Origin of the sequence: Achromobacter animicus (assembly GCF_902859585.1) — a bacterium.
Classification (GTDB): Bacteria; Pseudomonadota; Gammaproteobacteria; order Burkholderiales; family Burkholderiaceae_B; genus Achromobacter; species Achromobacter animicus.
Genome location: NZ_CADIJM010000021.1, coordinates 1 through 22,275 on the forward strand (window position 1 = coordinate 1; position 22,275 = coordinate 22,275).

At 61.5% G+C, this 22,275-nt stretch carries 22 protein-coding genes; 12 read left to right on the top strand and 10 right to left on the bottom strand.

Annotated elements, in window-relative coordinates; translation table 11 throughout:
- Positions 1 to 125: 125 nt before the first annotated feature.
- Entirely contained in the window at positions 126 to 635 is a 510-nt protein-coding gene (locus HV681_RS25845; RefSeq protein ID WP_175126020.1) for a GNAT family N-acetyltransferase, read from the bottom strand.
- Positions 636 to 1,028: 393 nt separating this feature from the next.
- Positions 1,029 to 3,803, bottom strand: a complete 2,775-nt coding sequence (locus tag HV681_RS25850; RefSeq protein ID WP_175125967.1) for an autotransporter family protein — start codon at positions 3,801 to 3,803, stop codon at positions 1,029 to 1,031.
- Between the two features lie 361 nt (positions 3,804 to 4,164).
- On the opposite strand from HV681_RS25850, the gene HV681_RS25855 reads away from it, so the two are divergent.
- The 3 genes from HV681_RS25855 to HV681_RS25865 all read left to right on the top strand — a co-directional run bounded on the left by HV681_RS25855 (position 4,165) and on the right by HV681_RS25865 (position 6,143).
- On the top strand, positions 4,165 to 4,926 hold the full coding sequence (locus HV681_RS25855) for a DUF6988 family protein (protein ID WP_175125968.1): 762 nt from the start codon (positions 4,165 to 4,167) through the stop codon (positions 4,924 to 4,926).
- Between the two features lie 269 nt (positions 4,927 to 5,195).
- The gene (locus HV681_RS25860) at positions 5,196 to 5,654 is read left to right on the top strand and encodes a hypothetical protein (protein WP_246282929.1); all 459 of its coding nucleotides are present in this window, start codon (positions 5,196 to 5,198) and stop codon (positions 5,652 to 5,654) included.
- 153 nt (positions 5,655 to 5,807) lie between these two features.
- Complete coding sequence (locus tag HV681_RS25865; RefSeq protein WP_254594367.1) at positions 5,808 to 6,143, top strand: hypothetical protein; 336 nt, start codon at positions 5,808 to 5,810, stop codon at positions 6,141 to 6,143.
- A 524-nt stretch (positions 6,144 to 6,667) separates the two neighbouring features.
- On the opposite strand, the gene HV681_RS25870 is transcribed toward HV681_RS25865, so the two are convergent.
- A complete protein-coding gene (locus tag HV681_RS25870) occupies positions 6,668 to 6,829 on the bottom strand; it encodes a hypothetical protein (protein ID WP_175125969.1) in 162 nt (53 codons plus the stop codon).
- Positions 6,830 to 6,977: 148 nt separating this feature from the next.
- On the opposite strand from HV681_RS25870, the gene HV681_RS25875 reads away from it, so the two are divergent.
- The 3 genes from HV681_RS25875 (at position 6,978) to HV681_RS25885 (ending at position 10,205) form a co-directional block, all read left to right on the top strand.
- Positions 6,978 to 7,253 (top strand): hypothetical protein, encoded by a 276-nt coding sequence (locus HV681_RS25875; RefSeq protein WP_175125970.1) that lies wholly within the window; start codon positions 6,978 to 6,980, stop codon positions 7,251 to 7,253.
- A gap of 8 nt (positions 7,254 to 7,261) precedes the next feature.
- Positions 7,262 to 7,546: a hypothetical protein gene (locus tag HV681_RS25880; RefSeq protein WP_175125971.1), complete on the top strand. Its 285-nt coding sequence runs from the start codon at positions 7,262 to 7,264 to the stop codon at positions 7,544 to 7,546.
- A gap of 1,540 nt (positions 7,547 to 9,086) precedes the next feature.
- Positions 9,087 to 10,205, top strand: coding sequence for a hypothetical protein (locus HV681_RS25885; protein ID WP_175125972.1), 1,119 nt, complete (start codon positions 9,087 to 9,089; stop codon positions 10,203 to 10,205).
- A gap of 821 nt (positions 10,206 to 11,026) precedes the next feature.
- On the opposite strand, the gene HV681_RS25890 is transcribed toward HV681_RS25885, so the two are convergent.
- Both HV681_RS25890 and HV681_RS25895 read right to left on the bottom strand, forming a co-directional pair.
- The gene (locus tag HV681_RS25890; RefSeq protein ID WP_175125973.1) at positions 11,027 to 12,007 is read right to left on the bottom strand and encodes a Bug family tripartite tricarboxylate transporter substrate binding protein; all 981 of its coding nucleotides are present in this window, start codon (positions 12,005 to 12,007) and stop codon (positions 11,027 to 11,029) included.
- Positions 12,008 to 12,039: 32 nt separating this feature from the next.
- Positions 12,040 to 12,990 carry an alpha/beta hydrolase gene (locus HV681_RS25895; RefSeq protein ID WP_175125974.1) on the bottom strand — a complete coding sequence of 317 codons (951 nt, stop codon included), beginning with the start codon at positions 12,988 to 12,990 and terminating at the stop codon, positions 12,040 to 12,042.
- 83 nt (positions 12,991 to 13,073) lie between these two features.
- Here HV681_RS25895 and HV681_RS25900 point away from each other — a divergent pair, with 83 nt between their 5' ends.
- Together HV681_RS25900 and HV681_RS25905 are read left to right on the top strand one after the other, a co-directional pair.
- Complete coding sequence (locus tag HV681_RS25900; RefSeq protein ID WP_175125975.1) at positions 13,074 to 13,967, top strand: LysR family transcriptional regulator; 894 nt, start codon at positions 13,074 to 13,076, stop codon at positions 13,965 to 13,967.
- Positions 13,968 to 14,108: 141 nt separating this feature from the next.
- Positions 14,109 to 14,573 carry a hypothetical protein gene (locus HV681_RS25905; protein WP_254595073.1) on the top strand — a complete coding sequence of 155 codons (465 nt, stop codon included), beginning with the start codon at positions 14,109 to 14,111 and terminating at the stop codon, positions 14,571 to 14,573.
- Between the two features lie 90 nt (positions 14,574 to 14,663).
- On the opposite strand, the gene HV681_RS25910 is transcribed toward HV681_RS25905, so the two are convergent.
- Positions 14,664 to 14,930 carry a hypothetical protein gene (locus tag HV681_RS25910; RefSeq protein WP_175125976.1) on the bottom strand — a complete coding sequence of 89 codons (267 nt, stop codon included), beginning with the start codon at positions 14,928 to 14,930 and terminating at the stop codon, positions 14,664 to 14,666.
- A gap of 155 nt (positions 14,931 to 15,085) precedes the next feature.
- On the opposite strand from HV681_RS25910, the gene HV681_RS25915 reads away from it, so the two are divergent.
- Positions 15,086 to 16,168: a flavodoxin family protein gene (locus HV681_RS25915; protein ID WP_175125977.1), complete on the top strand. Its 1,083-nt coding sequence runs from the start codon at positions 15,086 to 15,088 to the stop codon at positions 16,166 to 16,168.
- A gap of 64 nt (positions 16,169 to 16,232) precedes the next feature.
- Here HV681_RS25915 and HV681_RS25920 read toward each other — a convergent pair whose 3' ends face one another.
- Positions 16,233 to 17,141, bottom strand: coding sequence for a DNA/RNA non-specific endonuclease (locus HV681_RS25920; protein WP_175125978.1), 909 nt, complete (start codon positions 17,139 to 17,141; stop codon positions 16,233 to 16,235).
- Positions 17,142 to 17,345: 204 nt separating this feature from the next.
- Here HV681_RS25920 and HV681_RS25925 point away from each other — a divergent pair, with 204 nt between their 5' ends.
- Positions 17,346 to 17,675, top strand: coding sequence for a hypothetical protein (locus tag HV681_RS25925; RefSeq protein WP_175125979.1), 330 nt, complete (start codon positions 17,346 to 17,348; stop codon positions 17,673 to 17,675).
- An 87-nt stretch (positions 17,676 to 17,762) separates the two neighbouring features.
- Here the strand turns inward: HV681_RS25925 and HV681_RS25930 are convergent, their stop codons facing one another.
- From HV681_RS25930 to HV681_RS25940, 3 genes are all read right to left on the bottom strand, one after another.
- The gene (locus HV681_RS25930) at positions 17,763 to 18,104 is read right to left on the bottom strand and encodes a hypothetical protein (RefSeq protein ID WP_175125980.1); all 342 of its coding nucleotides are present in this window, start codon (positions 18,102 to 18,104) and stop codon (positions 17,763 to 17,765) included.
- A gap of 81 nt (positions 18,105 to 18,185) precedes the next feature.
- Positions 18,186 to 18,788: a LysE/ArgO family amino acid transporter gene (locus tag HV681_RS25935; protein ID WP_175125981.1), complete on the bottom strand. Its 603-nt coding sequence runs from the start codon at positions 18,786 to 18,788 to the stop codon at positions 18,186 to 18,188.
- Between the two features lie 162 nt (positions 18,789 to 18,950).
- Entirely contained in the window at positions 18,951 to 19,862 is a 912-nt protein-coding gene (locus tag HV681_RS25940) for a LysR family transcriptional regulator (RefSeq protein WP_175125982.1), read from the bottom strand.
- Between the two features lie 114 nt (positions 19,863 to 19,976).
- Here HV681_RS25940 and HV681_RS25945 point away from each other — a divergent pair, with 114 nt between their 5' ends.
- Together HV681_RS25945 and HV681_RS25950 are read left to right on the top strand one after the other, a co-directional pair.
- Positions 19,977 to 20,933, top strand: a complete 957-nt coding sequence (locus tag HV681_RS25945) for a hydroxymethylglutaryl-CoA lyase (RefSeq protein WP_175125983.1) — start codon at positions 19,977 to 19,979, stop codon at positions 20,931 to 20,933.
- Positions 20,934 to 20,967: 34 nt separating this feature from the next.
- A complete protein-coding gene (locus HV681_RS25950) occupies positions 20,968 to 22,182 on the top strand; it encodes a CaiB/BaiF CoA transferase family protein (RefSeq protein WP_175125984.1) in 1,215 nt (404 codons plus the stop codon).
- The last annotated feature ends 93 nt before the right edge of the window (positions 22,183 to 22,275 follow it).

The window sequence follows — 22,275 nt, forward strand, 5'->3', positions numbered from 1 at the left end:
TGCTGCCGGTCCTGACCTTCGATGAATCGGGGCATGTCGACTCCCGGGATCGAGATACCAAACTCTATCTAGATCACCGTAGCGGCGTCAAAGAGTTTTCACACAGCCTCGACCCGAAGCTGCCATTACTTCGTTATATCGAATGCTTGATGATAGGTAACAGTGCCGTTTGGTTTCGGTAGCCCAAACGAGAAAGCCATAAAGTACTCGGGCGGCACATAGGGCAAGACAAGATTGGCGTCGTTTGCAAAACCAAATCGTTGGTAATAGGACGGGTCACCAAGGACCACACAGCCTGACGCACCTTGCTGAGAAAGCCTCTTCAACGCCCCTCGTATCAGCTCAGAGCCGATGCCGAGTCCTTGCCATTTTGGCGTGACCGAAACTGGGCCAAGCCCAAACCATCCTAAACTGCCATCGGATATGGAAACTGGGGATACCGCGACATTTCCAACGATGGTCCCCTCCATTTCGGCAACTAAGGAAATGGTTAGAGCACTCGCTTCGCGCAACCCAGCAAGAATGAACTGTTCGTTGTGGTCGGTATGCGGTGCATTTAGAAATGCCGATTCCGTTACGGCTTCAATTGCTGGAACATCTTCTTCTGCTTCGCGGCGGATGATTGGCGTTCTCATGTTGATGAGTATAGGCCGCAACGGCTGCTTCTGGCCAAAATCAATTTCACCCGTCTGCTCAAAGATGCACTCACGCTGGTCGAACTCCCGTAGTCGCCGATATCGCAACAGCTCTCGTGTGTTACGGATAGTCAGCGGTGTGAATCACCTGCTGAGTCTGCGGCACAACTGGATGGCCCACGCTTAGGCGCCCCACGCATTCGCTGGTGAACGTCTGTAAACAGCCTGAAGCAGTCGGCAGCGGAAAAACTCCGGACGTCCGTTCCTGGCCGCTTGCAGCCGTTCGAGAGCAGTGCTACGCAGTTACAGTGAGAATTCCTTTGGGCTTTCTGCGCCTATCGGGTGGCAGATCCAGCGCCTCTAAGCAAGGCGCTGTTTGCCATTTGTGCGGATCTAAAACGTCATTCTGAAACCCGCCGTTGCGGTGACGATGTAGCTGCCGGAGAAATCCGCGTCGGCGTCGACCTGGGCGTAGATTGCATAGCGATCGCTCCAACCGTAATTTGTGCCCAGCCCAACGCTGCCCCACGTACGCGCCATGCTGCTGGACGCGGGTACGCCGGCCACGCGCACACGGGTTCCGTCCAGGAATTCATGTTTCACATTGGCGACGCCGTAGACGCTCGATTCCCGATTCACGCCACCCGTTTGCCAATTATTTTTGTAGTCCAGCGCGATGCCGATGCGGGCCAGCAGGCTGTCGCCCCTGTCGCTTTCCACGTGCGCGCCGAATCTGTCATTGAAACTGTCGAAGCGGGTTGATACGTAGCTTAGCTGCGCCTGAGGGATCAGGGCCAGCCGCTCGTTCAACCCGAACGCCTTGCCCGCTTCGATACCCAGCCCGTAACTGTTGGCTTGGCTGCCGCCCTTTAACTTGCCGGCCAGCCGGGACTTCAGGTCGCTGTCGAACCAGGTTGCTTGGGCCTGTGTGTCGATATAGACGCCATTCTTGCCATACCAGGTCAGGGTCGGTGTCAGACCATAGGCCGTGGTGTCGATCGTGCCGTTGCCATACATCGAAAACACGTGTGTGTCGGCCTTGCCGTAGTAAACGGCTATGCCTCCCACCAGACGAGATCCTTCTTCCTGACCCGCCAGGATACGGTCAACACCAAATTGCGCCTTCCAGCTGTCGATATCCTGGCGCGCGCCCGTGGTGGACGTGGAAGGCTCGAGCCGGCTCGTCGTGCCCTCCATCCGGCTCCATACGCCGTTGTGGCCGACATCCGCCGAATCATAGAGGCGATTGCCGACCCGCTGGCGCAGGGTGGGCAGCCGGCTCAAGTTAAGCAGTGTGTTGGCGTAGGCTTCATAGACCGGCACACCGGGCTGATACAGCAGGGGCGGTTCGGCGCCCGGCGAAACGCCACCGGTCGGCGGAGTGCCGGGGCCGATTGGGGGCGTGCCAGGATCGATCGGCGGTGTGCCAGGATCGATCGGCGGTGTGCCAGGATCGGTTAGGGACGATCGCAAATACCAGCCACCGTCTGCGGAGTCCTGCTGCAGGACATAGCCATAGGCGCCGGCCACCAGGGCTGGCCGTCCCTGGATGACGTAGTCGCCATTGGCCAGGTTGAACTGCCCCGCCGAGATCCCGTTGACCTGCACGATCTGTATGCCCCGTTGGGTCAAAGCGCCAGCGCCTCCCATGTTCTTCACGTTGACGGGCGTCGCGCCTGCGGTGTCGCCCGTGACGACCAACTTATCTGTTGGAGAGTTGTCCCCGCCAAGCTGGGTGCGGATCTCCAGGTTCCCGCTCTGGGCCGTATAGTTGCCTGCGATAGTGAGGGTGCCGAAGCCGCTGCGCGGCCCCGGTGCGACGGTCCCCCGGTTGACCGTTGCACCGACTCTTCCCGTGCCGGTCATCCATGCCCCCGTCAGGACGTTTACCGGCCCGCCGAGGACGCCATCGATCTGCAATGTGCCGGCGTGGATATCGGTGGTTCCGGTGAAGGCGGAGCTGTCGCCCGACAAGGTCAGCCTGCCGGCACCCAGCTTGTTGAGGCTGGAGGTTCCGGAGAACGCGGTCATCACCCCCACTTCGTAGCCGTTGGTGTCGAACGAGGCTCCCTCGCTTCCGATCGCCTGCGTCAGGAAGCCATTGAGGAAATTGGCCTTGTCGCGCCGAGCGCGCAGGACGCCGCCATCCAGGGTAAAGGTCGCGTTGCCGGCGCCCTTGATGACCGAGCCGGTCTCCAGTACGCCGCGGCCGCTGGCATCGCCAATAAGGTTCAGCGTGCCTGTGGCGGTGCTGCTTACGGTTACCCACGTGTCGCTACCGGCGACCGCCAGACCGCCCTTGGCGATGTTCAAGGTTCCGGTGCCTGCCGAGCCAATTTCGATACGATCGCTTGCCCTAAGTGTCGAGATATCGGAAGTCGTGCTGGATACGCTCACCGTGCCGACGCCGCTCGCCTGGTTGCCGATGTAGATCGATGCGGCGGCGCCTGGCGCCGACGATCCGACGGTGCGCACGGTGGCGCCTTCCAGGACGTGCAGGTCTCCAAGACCCTCGAAACCGACGTAGATATTGTTGAACGGGTCCCAGACGGATGTCGGCCCAGATACCGTGACGCTGCCCTGGCTGCCGGGGCCGCGCCCGATCAGTGCCTGGCCACTATGCACGGCGCCGCCATCATCAATACGCAGCGTGCCCTTGCCAAGCGCGCCGATCTGGAACGCATTCGGCGTGGCGAGATTCCAGGTCGACCCTGCCCCGGACACGTGCACCTCGCCGACGCTGCCGTTGTCTCCGCCGATGACGGCCGACTCGCTTTGCGCCATGCCTCCGTTCAAGATTCTTAACGTGCCGTCGCTGCCGGTCTCCCCCCCGATATACACCGGGCCGAGGCTGTTCCAGGTGGACGCTGTGCCACTGCCGTCACGGCCGGAAACCGTCAGGGTGCCCACGCCGCCGTTGCGGTTGCCAATGAGTGCCCAATCGTTTTGCACGGAGCCGCCACCGGAGATAGTCAAAGTCCCGGTGAGGGAGTCGCCCACGATCAGATCGCCTCCAAGGGCCCAATGCGGCGTTTGGACTGCCCCTGGCACTATGTCCCCGGTACTGGAGACCGCCTGGGCATAGGTGGGATGCGCGACATGGGCAGCACATAACACGAAAATCGCCGACGTCAGCCGATTTACCGTCACTTTATAGGTACAAACCACGACAAACCCTCCTCAAACTGATGCGAAGTTTTGAGAAAGATTACATTGTGTCGTAGTGTGTCGCCAGAAAGAAAAAGTTAAGGATGGTCAAGCGGCCTAAAGCGGCCAAGCGATAGGAGATTACGACCGACTGCTCCTGGCCGCTGGCAGACGTTCGTCGACCGCGTCGAGCTCACAGATGTTGTAGGGTAGGGCAGGCGCACTGGCATGGGGGCCTCGAGATGTGATGGTCCCAATCATCACCCAAGTTCAATGAACTTTCTGGGGAAGAATGCGATGTTCAATGAACCACTGCGGCCAAAGTGGATGAACCAAATTTCGCTAAGTCCATGATTCACAACATGTCGAGTTTCCACCTTCAATGAACTTCGACACTAGGGCGCGTTTTTTCCTGCCTGAGGGGGCATCTGTGGACGATTTGAATAGTGCCGATGTGCCCGACGAAGAGGTTGGGGTATCTGAACTGTGGCCAAGCTATATGCAAAGCAAGAAGGTGCACAAGATGTGCGCCTTGGCGCGGCTTGTTTCCGGCTGGATAGAAGAGCAGTTGTACAGGGTCGGAATCTCGACGTGCAGTGCTGATCATCTGTCCTTGACGGCGTTCTCCGTCGTACACGAACACCACAAGTCTTGTGTTTTGTTGGTAGAAGAAGGCCTTTTTGGCTCCGCGGCAGCGTTAATGCGGCCGTCTCTAGAGGCTTACTTTCGTGGTCTTTGGTTGCAATGGGCAGAGGGGGATGAGCTTCAGAAATTCCAAGAAGGGAAGCACAGTCTTGAGCCGCAGCGCTTCATCAAGCAGCTCCTTCAGAGATCAAAGGTCGAGCGCTATGGTGATCTGCTGCCGATGTGGGAAGAATCTAAGCAGACGCTCCATGGTTACGTGCATCACGGGTACCAATCGCTTGTGCGCAGGTCAGGGGAAGTTGAGGTGACCGCCGAGGAGGTTACGACAATGTTGAAGTTCAGTACGGGGCTCGCTCTGCATGCTTCGCTGGATTTCACCGAGCTAGTGGCTAGGAGGCCCCCGGCAGGAGAGGAGACTGAACTTCGTCAGGCTGCGGTCGCGCTGCAAGGAAAAATAGTAGCTTTTATGCGCGCGCTGGACCTGGCCACGGTGAGGTAGAGCTTAGCTGCCTCTTGGCGGCATTCGTGGATCGCAGGTTTGTCTATGACCGCGGCAAGTGGGTTCTGGTCGGTGATGCCGAACGGCCAGAGCTACGCCGGAGGGCACGGCTACACCCTCGCCACCGCTTCGTATCAGTACGCATCGGCGTGCGTGGCTCCTTACACAGCGCAAACGGATGGCATGTTCAATTTCACCTTGTACGGACTGTCCGGCAGCGCGTCCGCCACCATTACGTTTAAGCACGATCTCAATTGCAGGTGGCCACAATGAAAAAAATTGGTCCAACGTTCCATGCGGAGCTGATGGCGGCAGGCTTGGCTGGCTTGCCGTTTGTTTGGCGCGAAGATGGAACATTTCTTTTCACGACGGAACCCAATGGGATGGGCACCAAGCCCATGACGCCGGAACAGATCGCCGCGGTAATGGCGGTATACGACGCGCATGACCCAGATGCCGAACCGCCGGCGAACGTGCCGCAAGTGGTATCGCGCTTTCAAGGCCGCGAAGCTATGCACCAGACACTCCTCGGCGAGGGCTCTCTATTCGACGCGGCCGAGGCCGTGCTTGCACATCCGGACACGCCTGCGATGTACCGGCGCGCCTGGGATGACTTGCAGGAGTTCCGACGCGATAGCGAAATGCTCGCCGCCATTGCCGAGATGTTGGGTTTGACGTCGGCGCAGATCGACGCGCTGTTTATCCTGGCCGGAAGCATTGAGGCGTGAAGGGGCGGTGATGGGAATTTATGCGGACGTGCAAAAGCTCGAAGTCGGCGAGCTGGTGGACCTGTACGAGCTAGACGCCAGCGGCATTGGGGGAACCCGCCGCGGCCCGTCGGGCCCGCAAAGAGCTTTTGGCAAGGGGAACTCGGAGGCGGCATGGTCCGAGGGGTACGCCTTCATGCGGCGACGCGTGCCGCCGCTGCAGAGCTTTATCGCGCACGCGGCGTTGCGGCGAACGACGTGGCGATCTGGGTCGTCATCGAATTCGACGACGTGCTGGCTGCCGGCCTGGCGCGGTTGCTGCTCTGGTCGGATCCACGACGTTTGCCGGCCGTGGGTGATGAGGAAGGCTCTTGGGCGCTCTACCTGCGCACTTGGCGCCCCGGCGCTTATGACCGCGGGACGCCCAGCCAACGCAACGCGCTTCGCGCTAAGTGGGCCTCGAATTACGGGGCCGCGATGAGGGAGGTTTGCCATGCTGGCATGGCTTGAGCGATTCAAACGGTATCTGGTGGCGATTGGCGCCGCTCTGGTGCTGGCCGTGGGGACGTATCTGCGGGGGCGCAGCGCTGGAAAAGGGGGCGGAGCGGGAACGACGGGCTGCGGAGATCAACGAACAGGCCGCTCAGGCCCGCAAGGAGGTGCGTGATGTGCAGTTGGAAACGGCCCGTATGGGCGACGACGCTGTTGCTGCTGAGCTTGAGCGGGACTGGGTGCGCGACCCCGGAACGGGTCGGCGTTGATTATTGCGAACATGCGCGGCCGATCTATTTCGATTCGCAGGCGCAAGTCGGAGCAACGCCCGCACCTATTCGGCGCCAGGTGCTGGAAGGGAATAAGGTCTGGCGACGTCTCTGCGATGCTTAGGGCAGAAAGGATGCAGCGCCATGCCCTAGTAAAAATGGCATTCGCCAGCTCTCGCGTCCATGCGATGAGCCAGCGCTTATAGACTTGCTGGGGATGCTAAGTGGAGGCGGCGCCGCGTCTAATTACAAAAGAGCGACTGATGTCCAAGGCTACTGCGGCGTGCGCTGCTTGGTGGGATCGCCCTGAACCTGTTTGCGCGCTGCTTCTTCTTTTTGTTCTTGGGTTTGTTGCTCTTGCTGCTTGTTCGACTGTTCGTCCTGACCGGGTTGCGAAGGAGGACCGGCGGCGCTAAAGCGAGTAGGGAATGTCATGATGTGTACCTCTTGAGTTGTCGTGACGTATGCCACCTATTCACGGTACTCCCCACAGCACGTACGTCCTAAGACTGAATTGAAACAACCGTAAGGCACTGACCGTCCCGGGCCTACACTAGGTTTAGGTAACCGGCGGGAGGACGCCATGACACAGTCAACGGGTGTAAACGCACAGGAGCGTTGGGACGATGAAGGTGGCTCGCAGCTTGCTTCGCTGGCCAAATCATTCGCTATCGAGGAATACGAGGAGTCTGAGCGTCGAATTCTCGCCTTCCTTGGGGCGTCCATTTTGAGCCTTTGGGATGAGCTTCCGCTTGACGCGCGCCAACAAGTGCTGAATCGTCAAAGTGCTCAAGCAGCATTTACTAAGTCTGCACTTAAGGCGAAGATTGCGCGCCTAGCAACGGATGATCTTTTGTAGGATTCGCCATGGACCACGATCATCAAGATGACCATGAAATTGAGCGCTGGCTGAACGAGGGGGGCGTGCAACTGCCTACGTTTGTTGAGATGCTGGACCCTCGGGTTCTTGACGAGCATGAGCGGCGCGTCATTGGTTGCCTGGGAGCTGCGGTCGTGAGCGTTTGGCACTCTATGTCGACCGACGCTCGAAGGGTTGTATTGCAGGCTGCCGTCAGGAATTCAACTTATGATGCTAAGTCGCTAAAGGGAGAGGTTGCAGCGTTTTTGCGAGGGAAGGGAAAATCGGCGTGACAGGCCCCAAGAAAACTTCCGGGCAGAAGTGCGCAACCTCGCGCGCCCCTTTTTTTCTGGTATTGCGTGGATGAGGTTCGACATCTGGTACGGCCTTGCTGGCAACGACAGTCCACTGTCGGGTCCAGATGCGTGCGCCGGGAGTTCGTCGTTCCGTGCAGGCAGTATCTGCACTTGAAGGGGGTGCTGCGGCGGCTCAGGCGGAGGTGCCATTCGCCTGAGGGCCCGAAGGATGTGCCCACCGCCGCAGCGCCTTGGGGCTCGCAAGTACTGTGCCCAGGCGCTGGCTGTTTGCAAAGTTAGGAGGCCGCCTGCTCTGCGCTATCAACGCCCTTGGCCGTTCGGCAAGCGCTGCCGATTTTCGGAGAGCCAATTCGCCATTGCATCCACCACGTCCGGCAGTAGCGCCGCCCGCCCACTGTGGCTGGACGGACTATTTCTTCCAGTCGGTGTGTCTGCGAGGACCGTGCCCGCGGCCGTCTTTAACGGTGTTGGAACCTTCCTCTTTTGTAGGCCGCTCCTGGCTAGGCGCCGCAGGGCTCTCTGTCTTATTCGGCGTTTGCGTTTCACGCGAAGAGTGGGACGGAAGTGAACTTTTCTTACCGCTATCGCGTGTGCTGCTTTGATGTTGAGTGTTTAGCCGCATAGGCTGACCATCGACGTCAAAGTCCGAGCTGCTTAAGTTCTTCATGAGGAACTCCCTTTCTAGTAGGCATGTCTGCCGATCAAAATCACGCTACTCAGAGGAGGGCGAGCCTTTGCCGGACGAACAGTCCTGCACGCTGTCACGATCCTTCGAGTTAAGCCATCTTGTCGACGTCGGACTCCTTTTTTTCGCCCAGTGTGGTCTCTTGCCTGGCGTCTTCCTGTTGTTGCCGCGGTTGCTCCAATAGGTGTTTCTCCGGCAAGTCTTTCTCGTTAAGTCTGCCTGATTGGTCACCAGGCGAATTCATGCGGACGGTTAAACTCATATATGTACCTTTTGATCTATTGCGGCGAAATGCCACCTCTTTACGGTACGACCTTCCGAAGCCTTTCCCTACCGCTCATTTGAAACAAGCAATCTTTGGGTGAGGTGCGCGGGGACACGGAGGCGCCCATGTGTAGAAATGGTCTGCTCGGACAGAAGCTCTGCCGTTCCTGCACCACCTCCGACGCCCGCCGCGTGCCGAAGTGGACGCGCGCCACTTTGTAAGGTTTGCGTTGCGACGGTTTAGCCTTCCACCCACTGCAACCACCATCCCTGGTAGTAGCGCCTTCGGTCGATCCTTTCGAAGCCGCAGACCATCTCCCTCGGCCTGCCCCCAAGTGTCAGAAAGTCGAGGTCGAGCAGATCTGGGGCTAGCCTCTTTCGGTCGTTCCTGTAGCTCGCAGTCTTTCAATTGCGGGCAGTGGCTGGACACGTGCTATCCACTCGGAAGGGACAGATCAAGGCTCGCCCGCCACTAGGCGTCACGGCAATCGAGGGAGTTTGTGCAATCTCCTGTGATGTGGGCTTAGACTCATGTGAAAGGCCATCGCGACATGAATCGGAGAGGACATGAGGCTATTGACGTACGACTGGGCGCAGTCTGTCGAGACGTTGCTAGAGTCGGAGCGGGTCACGCTGGCTCGGCTAGTTGAAGCTGAATCCTTTATTCCGCGCTACGCCCGCAGGGATCGGACTTCTGTTCACATCGCCTTGAGAGAGCTGCAAGGCGTTCTTCAAACGTCAGCGGAGGAACTGCACAAAGCACAAGCTGCCCACTTGAATGCTGACCGCCGAGGCAGGTCGAAAGAGCCGGCCGTTCAGCTAGGTCAAACTTGGCGGGGGGCAGTGCGGGAAGGCCTGTTGCTTTTTCCGAAGCACAAGACAAACGCCTTGCGCGTCACACTTCGGGGATGGGAGAGGGCCTTGCATATTGCCGACGACTTATTTTCTATGGCGTCAATGCGTGGCTATGAGGCTGTGGCCTGGAAGAAGGGGGACAAAACTCTCAAGATCCGCTCCGAGGGTGCTGAACTCGAGTTCAGGATCATGGAGAAGCTAGCTCGAGTGCAGGACGACGCCAAAGGCTCCGCGACGGGCACCCCCTACGAAAACTACTTCGTGACCACAGGCATGATGTCGATTCATCTCAGTCGTTTTGGCGGGGGAATAGAGGTGGTTGACGGAGATGGGACATCTCTCGAAAGCCAACTGGAAGAGCTATTTGATCGGATTCCGCGCGAGTTCGTGCTTGACCTGGCTCAGAACCGGGAGCGGCAACGAGATGAAGAAGCTTCCGCCCAAGCTCGTAGAGCAGAATTAGAGCGGGAACGGCTGAGAGATCTGGAGGCGGCACGACGGAAGAAATTGGAGCATGAAGTGCAGAGTTGGCATCGTGCACTCATGGTTCGGCAGTATGCACAAGAGATAGAGCGGGCCATGTCTCCCGACGAGGGAGAGGCGGCGGAAATATGGTTGAAGTGGGTGCGGGCGGTTGCTGATGAGATCGATCCGACCTCGAAGCGTTGCCATCAATTGAGGCACACGGCCGTAGGGACTACGGCTCAGGAGGACATAGAGGATGCCGATGCGTCGAACGATACAACGCGTAGAGCTATACGAGCGAGTATGGAAGGTCCCGATTTCGAAGCTGTGCCAAGAGTATGGCCTCTCAGACAATGGTTTACGTAAAGTCTGCCGGAGGTTGGGAGTGCCCGTTCCAGAAAGAGGGTACTGGGCAAAGCAAGCCGCTGGAAAAGCGCGTGCGCGGCCGAAGCTTCCTGCTCTGGCGGGAAAGCCCGCTTCAGAGACCGTGACCACTAGAGATGAGACTACACCAACTCGCGTTTTGAGGCCCGAGACGAAGGCAATTTTGGAAAGGGATCTGGTATTCGAGCGGGATCCAAGCAACCGCGTGGAAGTCCGCGATCTGCCTATGCACAAAGCAATATTGTCAGTGCAGCAGCGACTCGCTCGTCGAGTGAAAGAGTGGCAGAAGGCTCGCAAGGATCACGAGGCTGCGCTGCAGAGAGCCAAGAACAGGCCTTGGGAGCCGAATTGGTCCGCGTTGAACTCCGGACTAAGCTGGCCCAAATTTGAAGAAAACGGCGGTTATCTGTTCATTAGCAGAGGGTCGTTGATTGGTTGCCATGGGGCAACCCATGGGGCAACTTTTTGCCGGATGGCAGCGTACATTAGCGGACGATCCCGAACAAGCCATGAAAGCTAGATTCAATAAAAACAACGGGTTAGAAGTTCGCTGGCGTTCGCTCTGGTTCACCCTTATCTAATTTGAGAGCAGAGGGTCGTGATCCCACCGCCCCGACCAATATTCATGTGTGTCTACGGATCTCCGCAGGCAGGAAAGACGACAGGTGCCCCAAGTTTAGGACCACCATGCAAGTGGCCCCAACCTCACCGAGGTTGGGGCCATTTTGTTGGTCTGCCCGACTCGCGATCGGGCTTCTAGCGTGTGAGCTTAGGCGTGTAAGCGCATGCTCCGTCCCTTCCTCCTACTGACGCGGGATCTTCGCTTCTTCGATCAGCTTTTGCCATTGCGCATCGCTGCTTGCCACAAACTGGCCGAACGCAGATGGCGAGGTGGCCGGGCTGACCTTGACACCCAATTCCTTGAACCGTGCCTGGATCTCCGGCTTGGCCATGACACGGCTGAACGCGGCGTTCAACGTCTGGACGATGGGGTCCGGCGTATTCGACGGTGCGAAAATTCCGGTCCAGAAGTAATAGTCCATCCCTTTGAGTTCCGGTGTTTCACCCGCCGACGCCAAGTCCGGGTTGCCGATGTCGCGGTCGCGGCTCATGACGCCCACGCCCGTCACACGGCCGCTTTTAATTAGTTCGAGCAGGGCTGGCAGCCCGGACACCGCGATATCAACATTGCCGCCGATGACATCGGTCGCGATTTTCGACGCGCTGGAGTAGGGAATGAACGTGATGTCCGTACCCGTGGTGAGCTTGAAGCTCTCCATGGCGATGGCGGGCAGCGAGCCGACGCCCGTGGCGCCGTACGTCAGCTTGCCCGGGTTTGCCTTGGCCCGTGCAATCAGGTCGCCGAACGATTTCACGCCCAGGTTCGGATTCGCCACGACGCCAACGCCGCTTGTGCCCAGCGGCGCGACGGCGGCCAGGTCGCGGTAGGTGTATTTCGCCGACGATTGCAGAATGGGCGCGATCACGACATCGGACACGATGCCCATCAGCACCGTGTACCCGTCGGGCTTGGCGTTGACGGCGCGCGTGACGCCGATGATGCCGCCGGCTCCCGCGACGTTCTCGATGACGATGGTCTGCCCCAGCTCGCGGCCCAGTTCGGGGGCGATGATGCGAGCGAACGTGTCCACCGATCCTGCCGGCGCGTAGCCCACGATGAGCTTGATGGGATGGGCGGGGTAGGCCTTCGCATGCGCCGCGCTCGTTCCTCCCAACACAAGGGCTCCCAGCAGCGCTGCGCTGGAAAGGGGGCGAATAGTCATGGTTGTCTCCTGTTTTTTTCGTTCGTGTTGCTTCAGCTTTGCAGCCACTTCAAGACGCGTTGGAACACCTCGTCGCTATTGCGGTCCATCATCGGCAGGTGGGAATTTCCCGCGACGCCGTTGGCGGGCAGGTCCAGCACCGACACGCCGGCGCACCCCCGGATGGAATCCAGATAACGCTCGGCTTGTTGGCGGTAGCCGACCCAGTGCGAGCCCGACGCTTCGATGAAGTCGCCCCACACAACAAGATGCGGCGGCAGTGCTTCAATCGGCGCCGCTTGCGGCATACCGCCAGGCTCCACGCCCACCACCCGGCGCACTGCTTGGGGACGGCGGCGCGCAATTTCGGCTGCAAAGCCCGCGCCCTGGCTGTGGGCGACGATATGGCAATGCCCCACCCGGTCGATCAACGCTTCGTACGCCGCCAGAATCATGGATTCATGGCCCGGCCAGCGCGGCACCCATTGATTGGCGAACGCGTCAAACGCCTCGGTGGGAAACTGTTGCCCTGGATAGGCCTTTCGCTGCGGCGGATCCGGGTCGTAGACGGGTCCGATCCGAAACGTCGTCCAGGCCTCGCGCTTGGTGCGAAAGACGGGCGATTCGCGATACACCTGCGGAAAGCGTGCCCAGGACGAACGGCCGCGTTCCACTGCGTCGCTGACCAGGACGTCGTAACCGGCGTCCAGGAATTTCCACAGCCAGCCGTCGCGGCCATCGGGGGTCGTTTCCCATGTGCAGCCGGTCATGCCCCCGCCATGCCACAGCAGCACCGGATCCGCATGCCGGGGCTGTGCCAGGCGGTATTCCTGGACATACATCTGCCCATAGACCTGCTCTCCGTTCGGGTTGACCTCGCGCGGGGAACCGTTCAGGACCATGCTGCGATATTCGACGGGCAGGCCTTCAAGCACGGCGGTTGCACCGCCCACGAAGAAGCTGTTCATCGATTTCAGGAAAATGCCGTTGCCTTGTGGATTCATGATGGCTCGTTGAAGTGATGCCTGTATGTTCAGGCCGCGCGTATAGTTACGTCTATCGAAAAAATTTCAACGATTCTTGATCCATGCGAATCAATTACGATCTAGAAGATATCCGCGCGTTCTGCTGCGTGGCGCGCATGGGCCAATACACGTCGGCCGCCGCGCTGCTGTGCGTCACGACTTCGGCTTTGAGCCGGCGTATCGCAAAGCTGGAATCGGAAATCGGCGGACGCTTGTTTGAACGTACGACGCGCAGCGTGGTGCTGACGTCGATAGGCCGCGCGCTGTATGAGCGCGTGCTGCCCATCGTTACCCAGATGGATGCCAGCCTGACCGAGGCCGCCCGCCGCGCGCGGGGGCACGAAGGCACGCTGATGGTGAGCACGGTGGCTTCGGTAGGCTATTCGGTGCTGCCGAATGTGCTGCCCGAATTCTATGCACGGCATCCGCAGGTGTATCTGTCCATCCGCGACGGCAACGCGACCGTCACGACGGGACTGGTCGAAGAGCGCGAGGTGGAATTCGGCATCACCACGCCGGTGTCATTCGGTCCCACCCTGGAGGCCGAGCGCGTCGCCACCTATGGCTACAACCTGGTGTTTGCCGAGGGTTCTGCCCTGGCGCCACGCAGCCGCAAGCTGTCTTGGAAAAAGCTGCCGGGCCTGCCGGTAGTGGGGCTGAATCCGGTCAGTTCCACCCGTTTGCAGATCGACAGCGTCCTGAACGCTCGCGGGCTGGAGTTGCCCTGGACCATCGAAGTCGATCAGCTGGCCACCATGATCGGGCTGGTGCAATCGGGCAATTTCGTGACCATCATGCCCGCGTTGTTCGAAGCGCATGGGTATGGCCTGAAGTCGATCCCAGTGCTGGATCCCGACATCGCGCGGGATGTGTATATCGTGCGCCGCCGTGACAGCACGCCGACGCCGCAAGGTCAGTATCTGATGGAACTCGTACGCGCCTACCTTGCGCGTTGAAACACGCCTATCGAACGCGGCGGTTGACACATCGCGTTACTTCGTTCGCTGCTACTTCTGAACCCCGCGTGGTAGATATATCGCCGGGAGATTCCGTTCGGCGTGTCGCCGGGCGCATGTCCCTATTTTGAGGAGCTGACCATGAATACTGTTCACAAGATGAATGCTGTTCAAGTGCCCCTGAAAAGAGTTTCCGCGATTCTTTGCGTGGCGGGTATGACGTGGGCCACGGGCGCGGCTTACGCCGCTGACACCAGCGCTACCTCGCAAGCGCAGCATCAGCAGGATGTCGCCACCTGCAAGAGCGGCGCCTCCGGCCAACCGCTGGAAACTTGCCTGCGCGAAGCGGCGGCGGCACGGCAAGAGCGTGATCGTCAGAATCTGAGTGCGGAGAGCCCCGAGCAATTGCGGCAAAACGAGCTGGCTCGCTGCAACCGTCTGCCCGAATCGCAACGTGCAACCTGCGTGGCCAAAATGACCTCGCCCACGAATGTGCAGGGTAGCGTTCAGGGCGGTGGCGTATTGCGCAAGAAAGAGATTCAGGTGCCCGCCACCCCGGCGAATTCGGCTACGCCAGCCAGCACCGCACCGGCGCCGGCCCGCTGAACGGCCTGTCGTAGAACGCACAAACGTAGCGATTTGCAGCCACGCGAGAAACGTTCGCGTGGCTGCATTTGTCTGTTTGCGCGCGACTGACTAAAACCGCTGGTCCTTGTCGAACGGCACCTCGGCATCGCTCGGACGTTCGAACGTCGGCGCTTCACCGTTCAGGTCGGCAACATGAATCTGCGCGAGGCGGGTCGCCTCGGCAATAGCGCCATGGGCGGAATGAAACCGCTCGTCGATGGCGATGTGTTCGGACGGCACGCCGGCGATCGGTGAGATCAGCGTGTAGCCGATGCGCCATTCATCGCCTTCCTGCTCTGGCTGCGCGATCTGAAAGTCCCATTTGGCTGTTTGCATAATTCCTCCAGTCGGTCGGTTCATCCTACTGCACTCAATGCGCCCTTGAAAGGTTAGACGCTTTGCACCGTCGTCAGCACGGCGCATTCCGCGGCGGCGGGCGATGGGCATAAGAGTTGCTGTGAGATGCCGTTCATCCTTGCAGACTCATCGCCATGGCCAAACCAAAGCTCGAAGTCCGATCAGGACAATATGCCGGCAAGCTCCCGCGCGACACGTTCCGCTTGCGGTTCATGCGCCGCTTCTACGATCCGGCCTTCAAGGTGGAAGCCGACGCGTTGGACCGGCTTGAAGCCATCGCTTGGGATGCCTACGAGAACGGACGCAAGGCGCCTGTCACTGTCAAGGCAGGAGCGGACTATGCAGATCCCGATTACGACATGTCGGTGGAGTGGAAGGAAGCGCACGATCGCCTCGCTCGCGCGGCACTGGTGCAGCGCGATCCCCAGACACGCTCCCGCGTCCTGGTGGTCAACGGCGCGGCGCGCAATGACGGGACCTGTCCTGGCGAGGTCTCAAAGACCTGGCGGCTGTCGGAAATCGTGCGCGACGAACTGGAGTCGGCCAGTGTGCAGGCGGACATGCTGGATCTGAGCCGCCTCACGTCGGAATACCAGTACCTCATCCACCCCTGCAAAGGCTGCGTGTCCACCGCGATGCCGCTCTGCCATTGGCCCTGTAGCTGTTATCCCAACCATTCGCTCGCGCAGGACAACGATGCGATGAACGACATCTACGAGCAGTGGATGGCGGCGCATGGCGTGATCCTGCTCGCGCCGACCTATTGGTATCAGTCGCCCAGCGTCCTGAAGCTGATGATCGACCGGCTGGTCTGTGCGGATGGCGGCAACCCCGATCCGACGACGACGTCAGGCAAAGACGCGAGGAAGGCCAAGCAGATCGAAATGGACGGATGGCCGTTTCCGAAGCATTTGGCTGGCCGCGCCTACGGCGTGGTGGTGCACGGCGACGTGGCGGGCATTGAGGGGCAGCGGCGCGCGCTCTGCGACTGGCTCGAATGGATGGGGTTGGTGGATGCCGGGGCGTCGTCGAAGCTGGATCGCTACATTGGCTACTACAAGCCGTATGCCACGAGTCATGCCGAGCTGGACGAGGACTCGGCGTTGCAGGAAGAGGTGCGCAATGTGGCGAAGGCGATGGTGCTGTGCCTGCCGCGCCTGCGGGCCGGAGAGTGGCCCGCCGTGGATCAGGGGTTGCCATCGCCGCGGCCGAAGTAGGCGCCGCGGGCGATATGCGGTCGACACCTAAACCAAAATCGGGCAGTCAACGCCGACGAGACGTTCAATTCCCCGTCGGCAGCAACTGCATCCCCGTGCGGCGCGCGAACTCTTCATAACTGATCGGCGCGCCCGCCTTGGTGCTCGCGCTGTTCCCCTGCCAATGCACCCACGAGCGCCCCGTGGACGCATCAAACACAACCTTGAACAGATGGCTTGGCACCGCCACGCCGGAGCCAATCTCCTTGGGCTTGTCGCCGTAGTACGGCCCGGTGAACACATACACGTCGCCCGATGCCCGCATTACGTATTTGCGCGTGTCCTGTTCAATCTGGCTCCACGGCCCACCATTGTGGCGCTGGTCCTGCGGCACCATGTTCGCCAGCGAAAAGCTTTGCGCCATGGCCTCGTGCGTGGACATGTCACCCGCCGGCGCCATGTGACCGCGCGAGTAGCCCGACCCCTTGTAGTCCGTCAGTTCAGCGCGTTCGGCGCGCGGCACGCGTGCCTCGGCATAGAACTTGTCGGACCGTTCCATGCCCTGTGCCTGCGTCAGGATCTTGCGGTTCAGACGCTCGGCCACGAACACCGGCGTCTTGGTCTGTCCGTTGTGCAGGATGGCGAAGTTTGAAAAGCACAGCTCGCGCAGCGCCTGGCTGGCGGGCACGACGGGCGGGCGCTGCTGCGGGAAGAATTGCGGGCAGTCGGCAAAGCGCGTGTGCGCCATGCCGCCGGCGGGCACCGCGGCGGGGGCGAACTTTTCCTGGGTCGGCCAACCGACGCGCGCAAGGATGTCGTCGATGGAGAAGTGGGCGCGCCATTGCGGGTTCAGCGCGTACGTGGCCGCGCCGAAAGCGGCCAGCGACGTGAGCGTGAACGTTCGCAGGAATCGGTAGATGCGGCCGGGGCTGGCGGCCCGGCTTTTGCTGGCCGGTGCTCTCTTTCTGGGTGCTGATTTCTTCGCGCGGGTCATGCTGCCTGTTTGTTGCGGGCCGGCGCCATTTCGCGCTCGGCAACTGGCGGCATTGTAGATGACCGCAACGTGACAGACGTTAACCGGCCATTGCGGCGCACGCCCACGCTGCGCGCGGCAGCGGGCAGAGTATTCTTATGCTCGTTCGGAATTCACAAACACAACGGCCGCGTTTGCCGGCTGACACAGGACTGGGGAAGTTCAATGAGATCGTCCGTGCTTTTCGTGGCCGCCATCGTGGCGGGCTGCGCTGCTCCCGCGCCGGGAGACATGATCACGCAAGATAAGGTGCAAGCCATCCAGATCAACGTCACGACGTTCGATGAGATGGTCCGCGACTTTGGTCCCCCTCGCACGCAGCAGGTCAACCCGCAAGGCCTGCGCACCGCGTCATGGTTCTACTTCAACAACAGCGAGTACGGCGCCATGCAGGACCAGCGCACGCTGACGGTGACCTACAACAAGGACGGCACGGTCAAGGACTACATGAACGCGTCCGCGGGCGAAAGGGACGGCGCGCAAAAGAAGCGATAGGGCGCTCGTCGCAAAGACGCGTGGCTTAGGCCGCCGAACCCTGTCGGCGCGCCATCACGGACGGCGACACGTTTCAAGAACGAGGGGTCACTGCGTCGGCGCCGCCTTCAACGCATTGGCCCGAATCTGCTCCGATCGCTGGCGCTGCTCGTTGCGGATCGGAATGCAGTCCACCACCAGCACCTCTTCGCCGGTCCGCAGGTCGATGACCTTGGCGGCGCGGTACAGGTTGCTGGGCGGGCCGCGATCCAGGCAGGCACGCTTGGCGCCCGAGCTTGCCCGGAACAGCTCGGGCACGCCTTCGTACTGCGGGTTGGGCACGCTCCATTTGCCGCTCATGTCCTGGGTCCGCACCACATACTGGCCAAAGGCCGGGCCGCTGCACAGCAGGATGGCCAATGCGCCGGCGGCGCCAGCTGCGATTCTCATGGCGGACGATCCTTCAAGGACGACGGGTAGGGCAGCGTAGCAGCGCGCCGCCGCCTTCGCCGTCCGTCAGAAGGATGAGGATTACCTCACCAGCTGTATGCCGATCACGATCATCAGGATGCCGACGCAGGCATCCAGCACACGCCACGCGGTGGCATTGGCGAAGACGGGTCGCAGGAGCCGCGCGCCATATCCCAACGCAAAGAAAAAGCAGAACGACGCGCAGATCGCGCCGGCAGCAAAGGCCAGCTTGCGCCCTTCGTACTGGCTGGAGATGGAGCCCAGCAGGACGACGGTGTCCAGGTAGACATGCGGGTTTAGCCAGGTGAGCGCCAGACACGTGGCCAGCGCCGCTAACGGGCTATTTGCCTGACGGGACGAGGGTGATAGATGGTCGTGCTGCTTGCGAAACGCCGAGTGCAGGCTGCGCGCCGCGTAGACAAAGAGAAACAAGGCGCCGCCGTAGCGCATGGCGGGCTCCAGCCACGGCAGCAGGCCGACCGCCATGCCAAAGCCCGCCACGCCCGCCGCGATCAGGATGGCGTCGGACAGCGCGCAAGTCAGGCAGATCAGGAAGACATGCTCCTTGCGCAAGCCTTGCCGCAGCACAAAGGCGTTTTGTGCGCCGATGGCGACGATGAGGCTGAGGCCGAGGAGAAATCCAGGGATGAAGGCGGTGGACATACTGCAAGGTCTGGCAGGTCATTAGGGGGCGCTCAGACTAGCGCTGGCTGGGAAATTAGAAAAACTAAATATCCTAATCTTTGATTAGCATGGCTAATCATCCCTGACTTGCCTGCTCCCGGTCGATGCGCACGCCGAAGCCCCGTCCAAGCCCACGCCAGTTCACGACTCGCTGCTCGCGCCCGCCGCCACCAGATGATCCAGCAACAATGCCGCCGCCGCAGGCAGCGCCGCTTCGCTACGCATGCAGATCGCAAAGCGCCGCCGGCTCCAGGCGTCTTTCAGCGGCAGCACCCGCAGCCCGTGCGCCATCGCATAGGGCGTGGCGACTTCGATGGGCGCCACGCTGATGGCCAGTCCCGCCAGCACGACGCGAAAGGCCGAGTCGAAGTTGCTGACCGTGACGCGGTGCCGCAGCGCCTTGCCGCTGTCGTTGGCTGCCGTCTGCAACATGCGCAGGACGGCGCCGGCGGCCGGCATGCTGACATGCTCATACTCCAGCGCGTCTTCAAAGAAAACGGCTTCGCGGTCAGCGAGCGGATGGCCCGGCGCGGTGACGATGGCCAGGCGGTCGCCCCGGTAGGGACGCCGTTCCAGCCCATGAAAATCGGCCGCATCCCAGCAGATGCCCAGGCTGGCGATGCCCTCGCGGACGCCGCGCACGACCTCCTGGCTGACGCGTTCTTCCATGTCGACCCGGATGTTGCGGTGGGGGGCGGCTTGAAGAAAGGCCGCGATGTCCTCTGCCAGGGATTCGGCCAGGACCGACGCGGTGGCCAGGATGCGCACTTGCCCCTTCACGCCGCTGGCGTAGGCGGACATGTCGCGTTCGATGCGTTCGGAACTGGCGAGGATGGCGCGCGCGTGCTCCAGCAGCGTTTCGCCGGCTTCGGTGGGCTCGACGCCCCGGCGCTTGCGCGTCAGCAGTTTGGCGCCCACGGTGTCCTCAAGCTGCGCGAGCCGCTTGCTGATGGCCGACCCCACGATGTTGGCGCGCTGGCCGGCGCGGGCAATGTTGCCGGTCTCGCAGACGGAGACGAAGAGCCGCAGGGTGGTGATGTCGAGGTCGCGCATGGCGGTCATCCTGTTTGATGTTCCGAAACGGAATTTTAAGCGTTCCAAAATACCGCTTGTGGCTGGTTTGAGAATATCTACACTGGGCTTTGTCTTTTTAGAGGCCTTGTCGCCATGCCCATCCAAGAACCCGCCTGTCGCCCATCGGCCGTCACGGTCCGTGAAGTGGGCCTGCGCGATGGCCTGCAGAGCCTTTCTGTCGTGATGCCCACGCAGATCAAACTCGACTGGATCGACGCGGCCTACGCGGCGGGCCAGCGCGAGATCGAAGTGGGCTCGTTCGTGCCCGCCCGCCTGCTGCCGCAGTTGGCGGATACGGCGGAACTGATCGCGCATGCCACGCAGCTTGCCGGCCTGATGGTGTCCGTGCTGGTTCCCAATCTGAAGGGCGCGGAATTGGCGCTGGCCAGCGGCGCCCACCTGATGCTGGTGCCGCTGTCGGCCAGCCACGCGCACAGCCTGGCGAACCTGCGCAAGACGCCGGACGAGGTGGTGGCGATGGTCGGCCAGATGCGCGCGGCGCGCGACGCGGCGGGTTCGTCCATGCTGATCGAGGGTGGCGTCGGAACGGCCTTTGGCTGCACGTTGCAGGGCGAAGTGCAGCAGGAGGAAGTGCTGCGGCTCATGCAGGCGCTGCTGGATGCCGGCGCCGACCGCGTCAGTCTGGCCGATACCGTGGGATATGCCGATCCGGCCTCGGTGGGACGCCTGTTTGAGGCGGCAAGGCGCATCGCGGGCGATCGCCTGTGCTGCGCGCACTTTCACGACACACGGGGGCTGGGGCTGGCGAACGTGCTGGCCGCGCTGGACACCGGGGTGGCCCGCTTTGACGCCTGCCTGGCCGGCATCGGCGGCTGCCCGCACGCGCCAGGCGCCAGCGGCAACGTCAGCACCGAGGACCTCGTGTTCATGCTGCAGAGCATGGGCATCGAGACCGGCGTCGATCTGCCCCGTCTGCTCGCCTTGCGCGAAGCCGCCGCCGGGTGGCTGCCCGATCAGCCCCTGCACGGCGCGCTGTGGCGCGCCGGCCTGCCCAAGACCTATCCTGCACGCATCGGCCAGCCGGCCTGAGCGCGCGCATCACGCATCGACATCGAGCCTTACCATGCAAAACGCCGCCGTTCCCCCATCCTCCCGTCCGTTGCCGCTGGCCGGCCTGCGCGTCGTGGAGTTCACCCACATGGTCATGGGCCCCACCTGCGGAATGGTCCTGGCCGATCTGGGCGCCGAAGTCATCAAGGTCGAACCTGTGCGCGGTGACCGCACGCGTCATCTGCTGGGCGTCGGCGCGGGCTTTTTTCCGATGTTCAACCGCAACAAGAAGAGCATCGCGCTGGACATACAAAGCCCGGCGGGCGCGGAAGTGGCGCGCAAGCTGGCCGCCAGCGCCGACGTGGTGGCGGAAAACTTCCGGCCCGGCACGATGGCGAAATTCGGCCTGGACTACGCCTCGCTGTCCAAAGCGAATCCGCGCCTCATCTACGTCAGCCACAAAGGCTTTTTGCCGGGCCCTTACGCCATGCGCACGGCCCTGGACGAGGTCGTGCAGATGATGGGCGGGCTGGCCTACATGACCGGGCGGCCGGGCGATCCGGTGCGCGCCGGCACCAGCGTGAACGACATCATGGGCGGCATGTTCGGCGCCATCGGAGCGATGGCGGCGCTGATCCAGCGCGGCATCACCGGGCGGGGGCAGGAAGTGCAGTCGGCGCTGTTCGAGAACAATGTGTTCCTCGTGGGCCAACACATGCTGCAGTACGCGATCACGGGCCAGCCGTCCGCGCCGATGCCGCAGCGCGTGTCCGCCTGGGCGCTCTACGACGTCTTCACGGTCAAAGATGGCGAGCAGATATTCCTGGCGGCAGTGAGCGACGCGCAGTGGGTGACGTTCTGCGATGCCTTCGGATTCGACGACCTGAAGAACGATCCCGCAATGGCCACGAACAATGACCGGGTCCTGTTGCGGCCCACGCTGCTGGCGGATCTGCGCAAGCGGCTGGCACATTACCGCGCCGCCGAACTGGCGGCCGTATTCGAACGCATCGGTCTGCCGTTCGCCCCCATCGTCAAGCCCGAGGAGCTGTACGACGATCCGCACCTGCGCGCCACCGGCGGGCTGGCCGAGATCCGTCTGCCCGACGGCGAGCGTGCCGGGCAGACCGCCGGCGCCGCGCTGTTTCCGCTGATGATGGACGGGCAGCGGCTTGGCGTGAGGCGCGATCCGCCTGTGCTGGGAGCGGACACCAACGAACTCCTGCAAGCGCTGGGCTACGACGCCGGACAGATCGAAGCGTTGCGCGAGCAGGGCGCCGCGGCATGAGGTAAGGGCGCGCGCAAGGCGGGCAGCATGCCGCGCCGCGCCAGAGCAATGATTGAAGCCCTTTGCAGTAAACGGCCGCGCAAGTCGGCCGAT

What these genes read in the sequence shown, in the direction of transcription:
- HV681_RS25905 (WP_254595073.1), top strand. Translation starts at nt 14,109, where the DNA reads ATGAATACTGTTCACAAGATGAATGCTGTTCAAGTGCCCCTGAAAAGA.
- HV681_RS25940 (WP_175125982.1), bottom strand. Translation starts at nt 19,862, where the DNA reads ATGCGCGACCTCGACATCACCACCCTGCGGCTCTTCGTCTCCGTCTGC.
- HV681_RS25870 (WP_175125969.1), bottom strand. Translation starts at nt 6,829, where the DNA reads ATGACATTCCCTACTCGCTTTAGCGCCGCCGGTCCTCCTTCGCAACCC.
- HV681_RS25925 (WP_175125979.1), top strand. Translation starts at nt 17,346, where the DNA reads ATGAGATCGTCCGTGCTTTTCGTGGCCGCCATCGTGGCGGGCTGCGCT.
- HV681_RS25875 (WP_175125970.1), top strand. Translation starts at nt 6,978, where the DNA reads ATGACACAGTCAACGGGTGTAAACGCACAGGAGCGTTGGGACGATGAA.
- HV681_RS25895 (WP_175125974.1), bottom strand. Translation starts at nt 12,990, where the DNA reads ATGAATCCACAAGGCAACGGCATTTTCCTGAAATCGATGAACAGCTTC.
- HV681_RS25915 (WP_175125977.1), top strand. Translation starts at nt 15,086, where the DNA reads ATGGCCAAACCAAAGCTCGAAGTCCGATCAGGACAATATGCCGGCAAG.
- HV681_RS25865 (WP_254594367.1), top strand. Translation starts at nt 5,808, where the DNA reads ATGGTCCGAGGGGTACGCCTTCATGCGGCGACGCGTGCCGCCGCTGCA.
- HV681_RS25920 (WP_175125978.1), bottom strand. Translation starts at nt 17,141, where the DNA reads ATGACCCGCGCGAAGAAATCAGCACCCAGAAAGAGAGCACCGGCCAGC.
- HV681_RS25950 (WP_175125984.1), top strand. Translation starts at nt 20,968, where the DNA reads ATGCAAAACGCCGCCGTTCCCCCATCCTCCCGTCCGTTGCCGCTGGCC.
- HV681_RS25860 (WP_246282929.1), top strand. Translation starts at nt 5,196, where the DNA reads ATGAAAAAAATTGGTCCAACGTTCCATGCGGAGCTGATGGCGGCAGGC.
- HV681_RS25935 (WP_175125981.1), bottom strand. Translation starts at nt 18,788, where the DNA reads ATGTCCACCGCCTTCATCCCTGGATTTCTCCTCGGCCTCAGCCTCATC.
- HV681_RS25910 (WP_175125976.1), bottom strand. Translation starts at nt 14,930, where the DNA reads ATGCAAACAGCCAAATGGGACTTTCAGATCGCGCAGCCAGAGCAGGAA.
- HV681_RS25885 (WP_175125972.1), top strand. Translation starts at nt 9,087, where the DNA reads ATGAGGCTATTGACGTACGACTGGGCGCAGTCTGTCGAGACGTTGCTA.
- HV681_RS25900 (WP_175125975.1), top strand. Translation starts at nt 13,074, where the DNA reads ATGCGAATCAATTACGATCTAGAAGATATCCGCGCGTTCTGCTGCGTG.
- HV681_RS25855 (WP_175125968.1), top strand. Translation starts at nt 4,165, where the DNA reads ATGAACTTCGACACTAGGGCGCGTTTTTTCCTGCCTGAGGGGGCATCT.
- HV681_RS25880 (WP_175125971.1), top strand. Translation starts at nt 7,262, where the DNA reads ATGGACCACGATCATCAAGATGACCATGAAATTGAGCGCTGGCTGAAC.
- HV681_RS25930 (WP_175125980.1), bottom strand. Translation starts at nt 18,104, where the DNA reads ATGAGAATCGCAGCTGGCGCCGCCGGCGCATTGGCCATCCTGCTGTGC.
- HV681_RS25890 (WP_175125973.1), bottom strand. Translation starts at nt 12,007, where the DNA reads ATGACTATTCGCCCCCTTTCCAGCGCAGCGCTGCTGGGAGCCCTTGTG.
- HV681_RS25845 (WP_175126020.1), bottom strand. Translation starts at nt 635, where the DNA reads ATGAGAACGCCAATCATCCGCCGCGAAGCAGAAGAAGATGTTCCAGCA.
- HV681_RS25945 (WP_175125983.1), top strand. Translation starts at nt 19,977, where the DNA reads ATGCCCATCCAAGAACCCGCCTGTCGCCCATCGGCCGTCACGGTCCGT.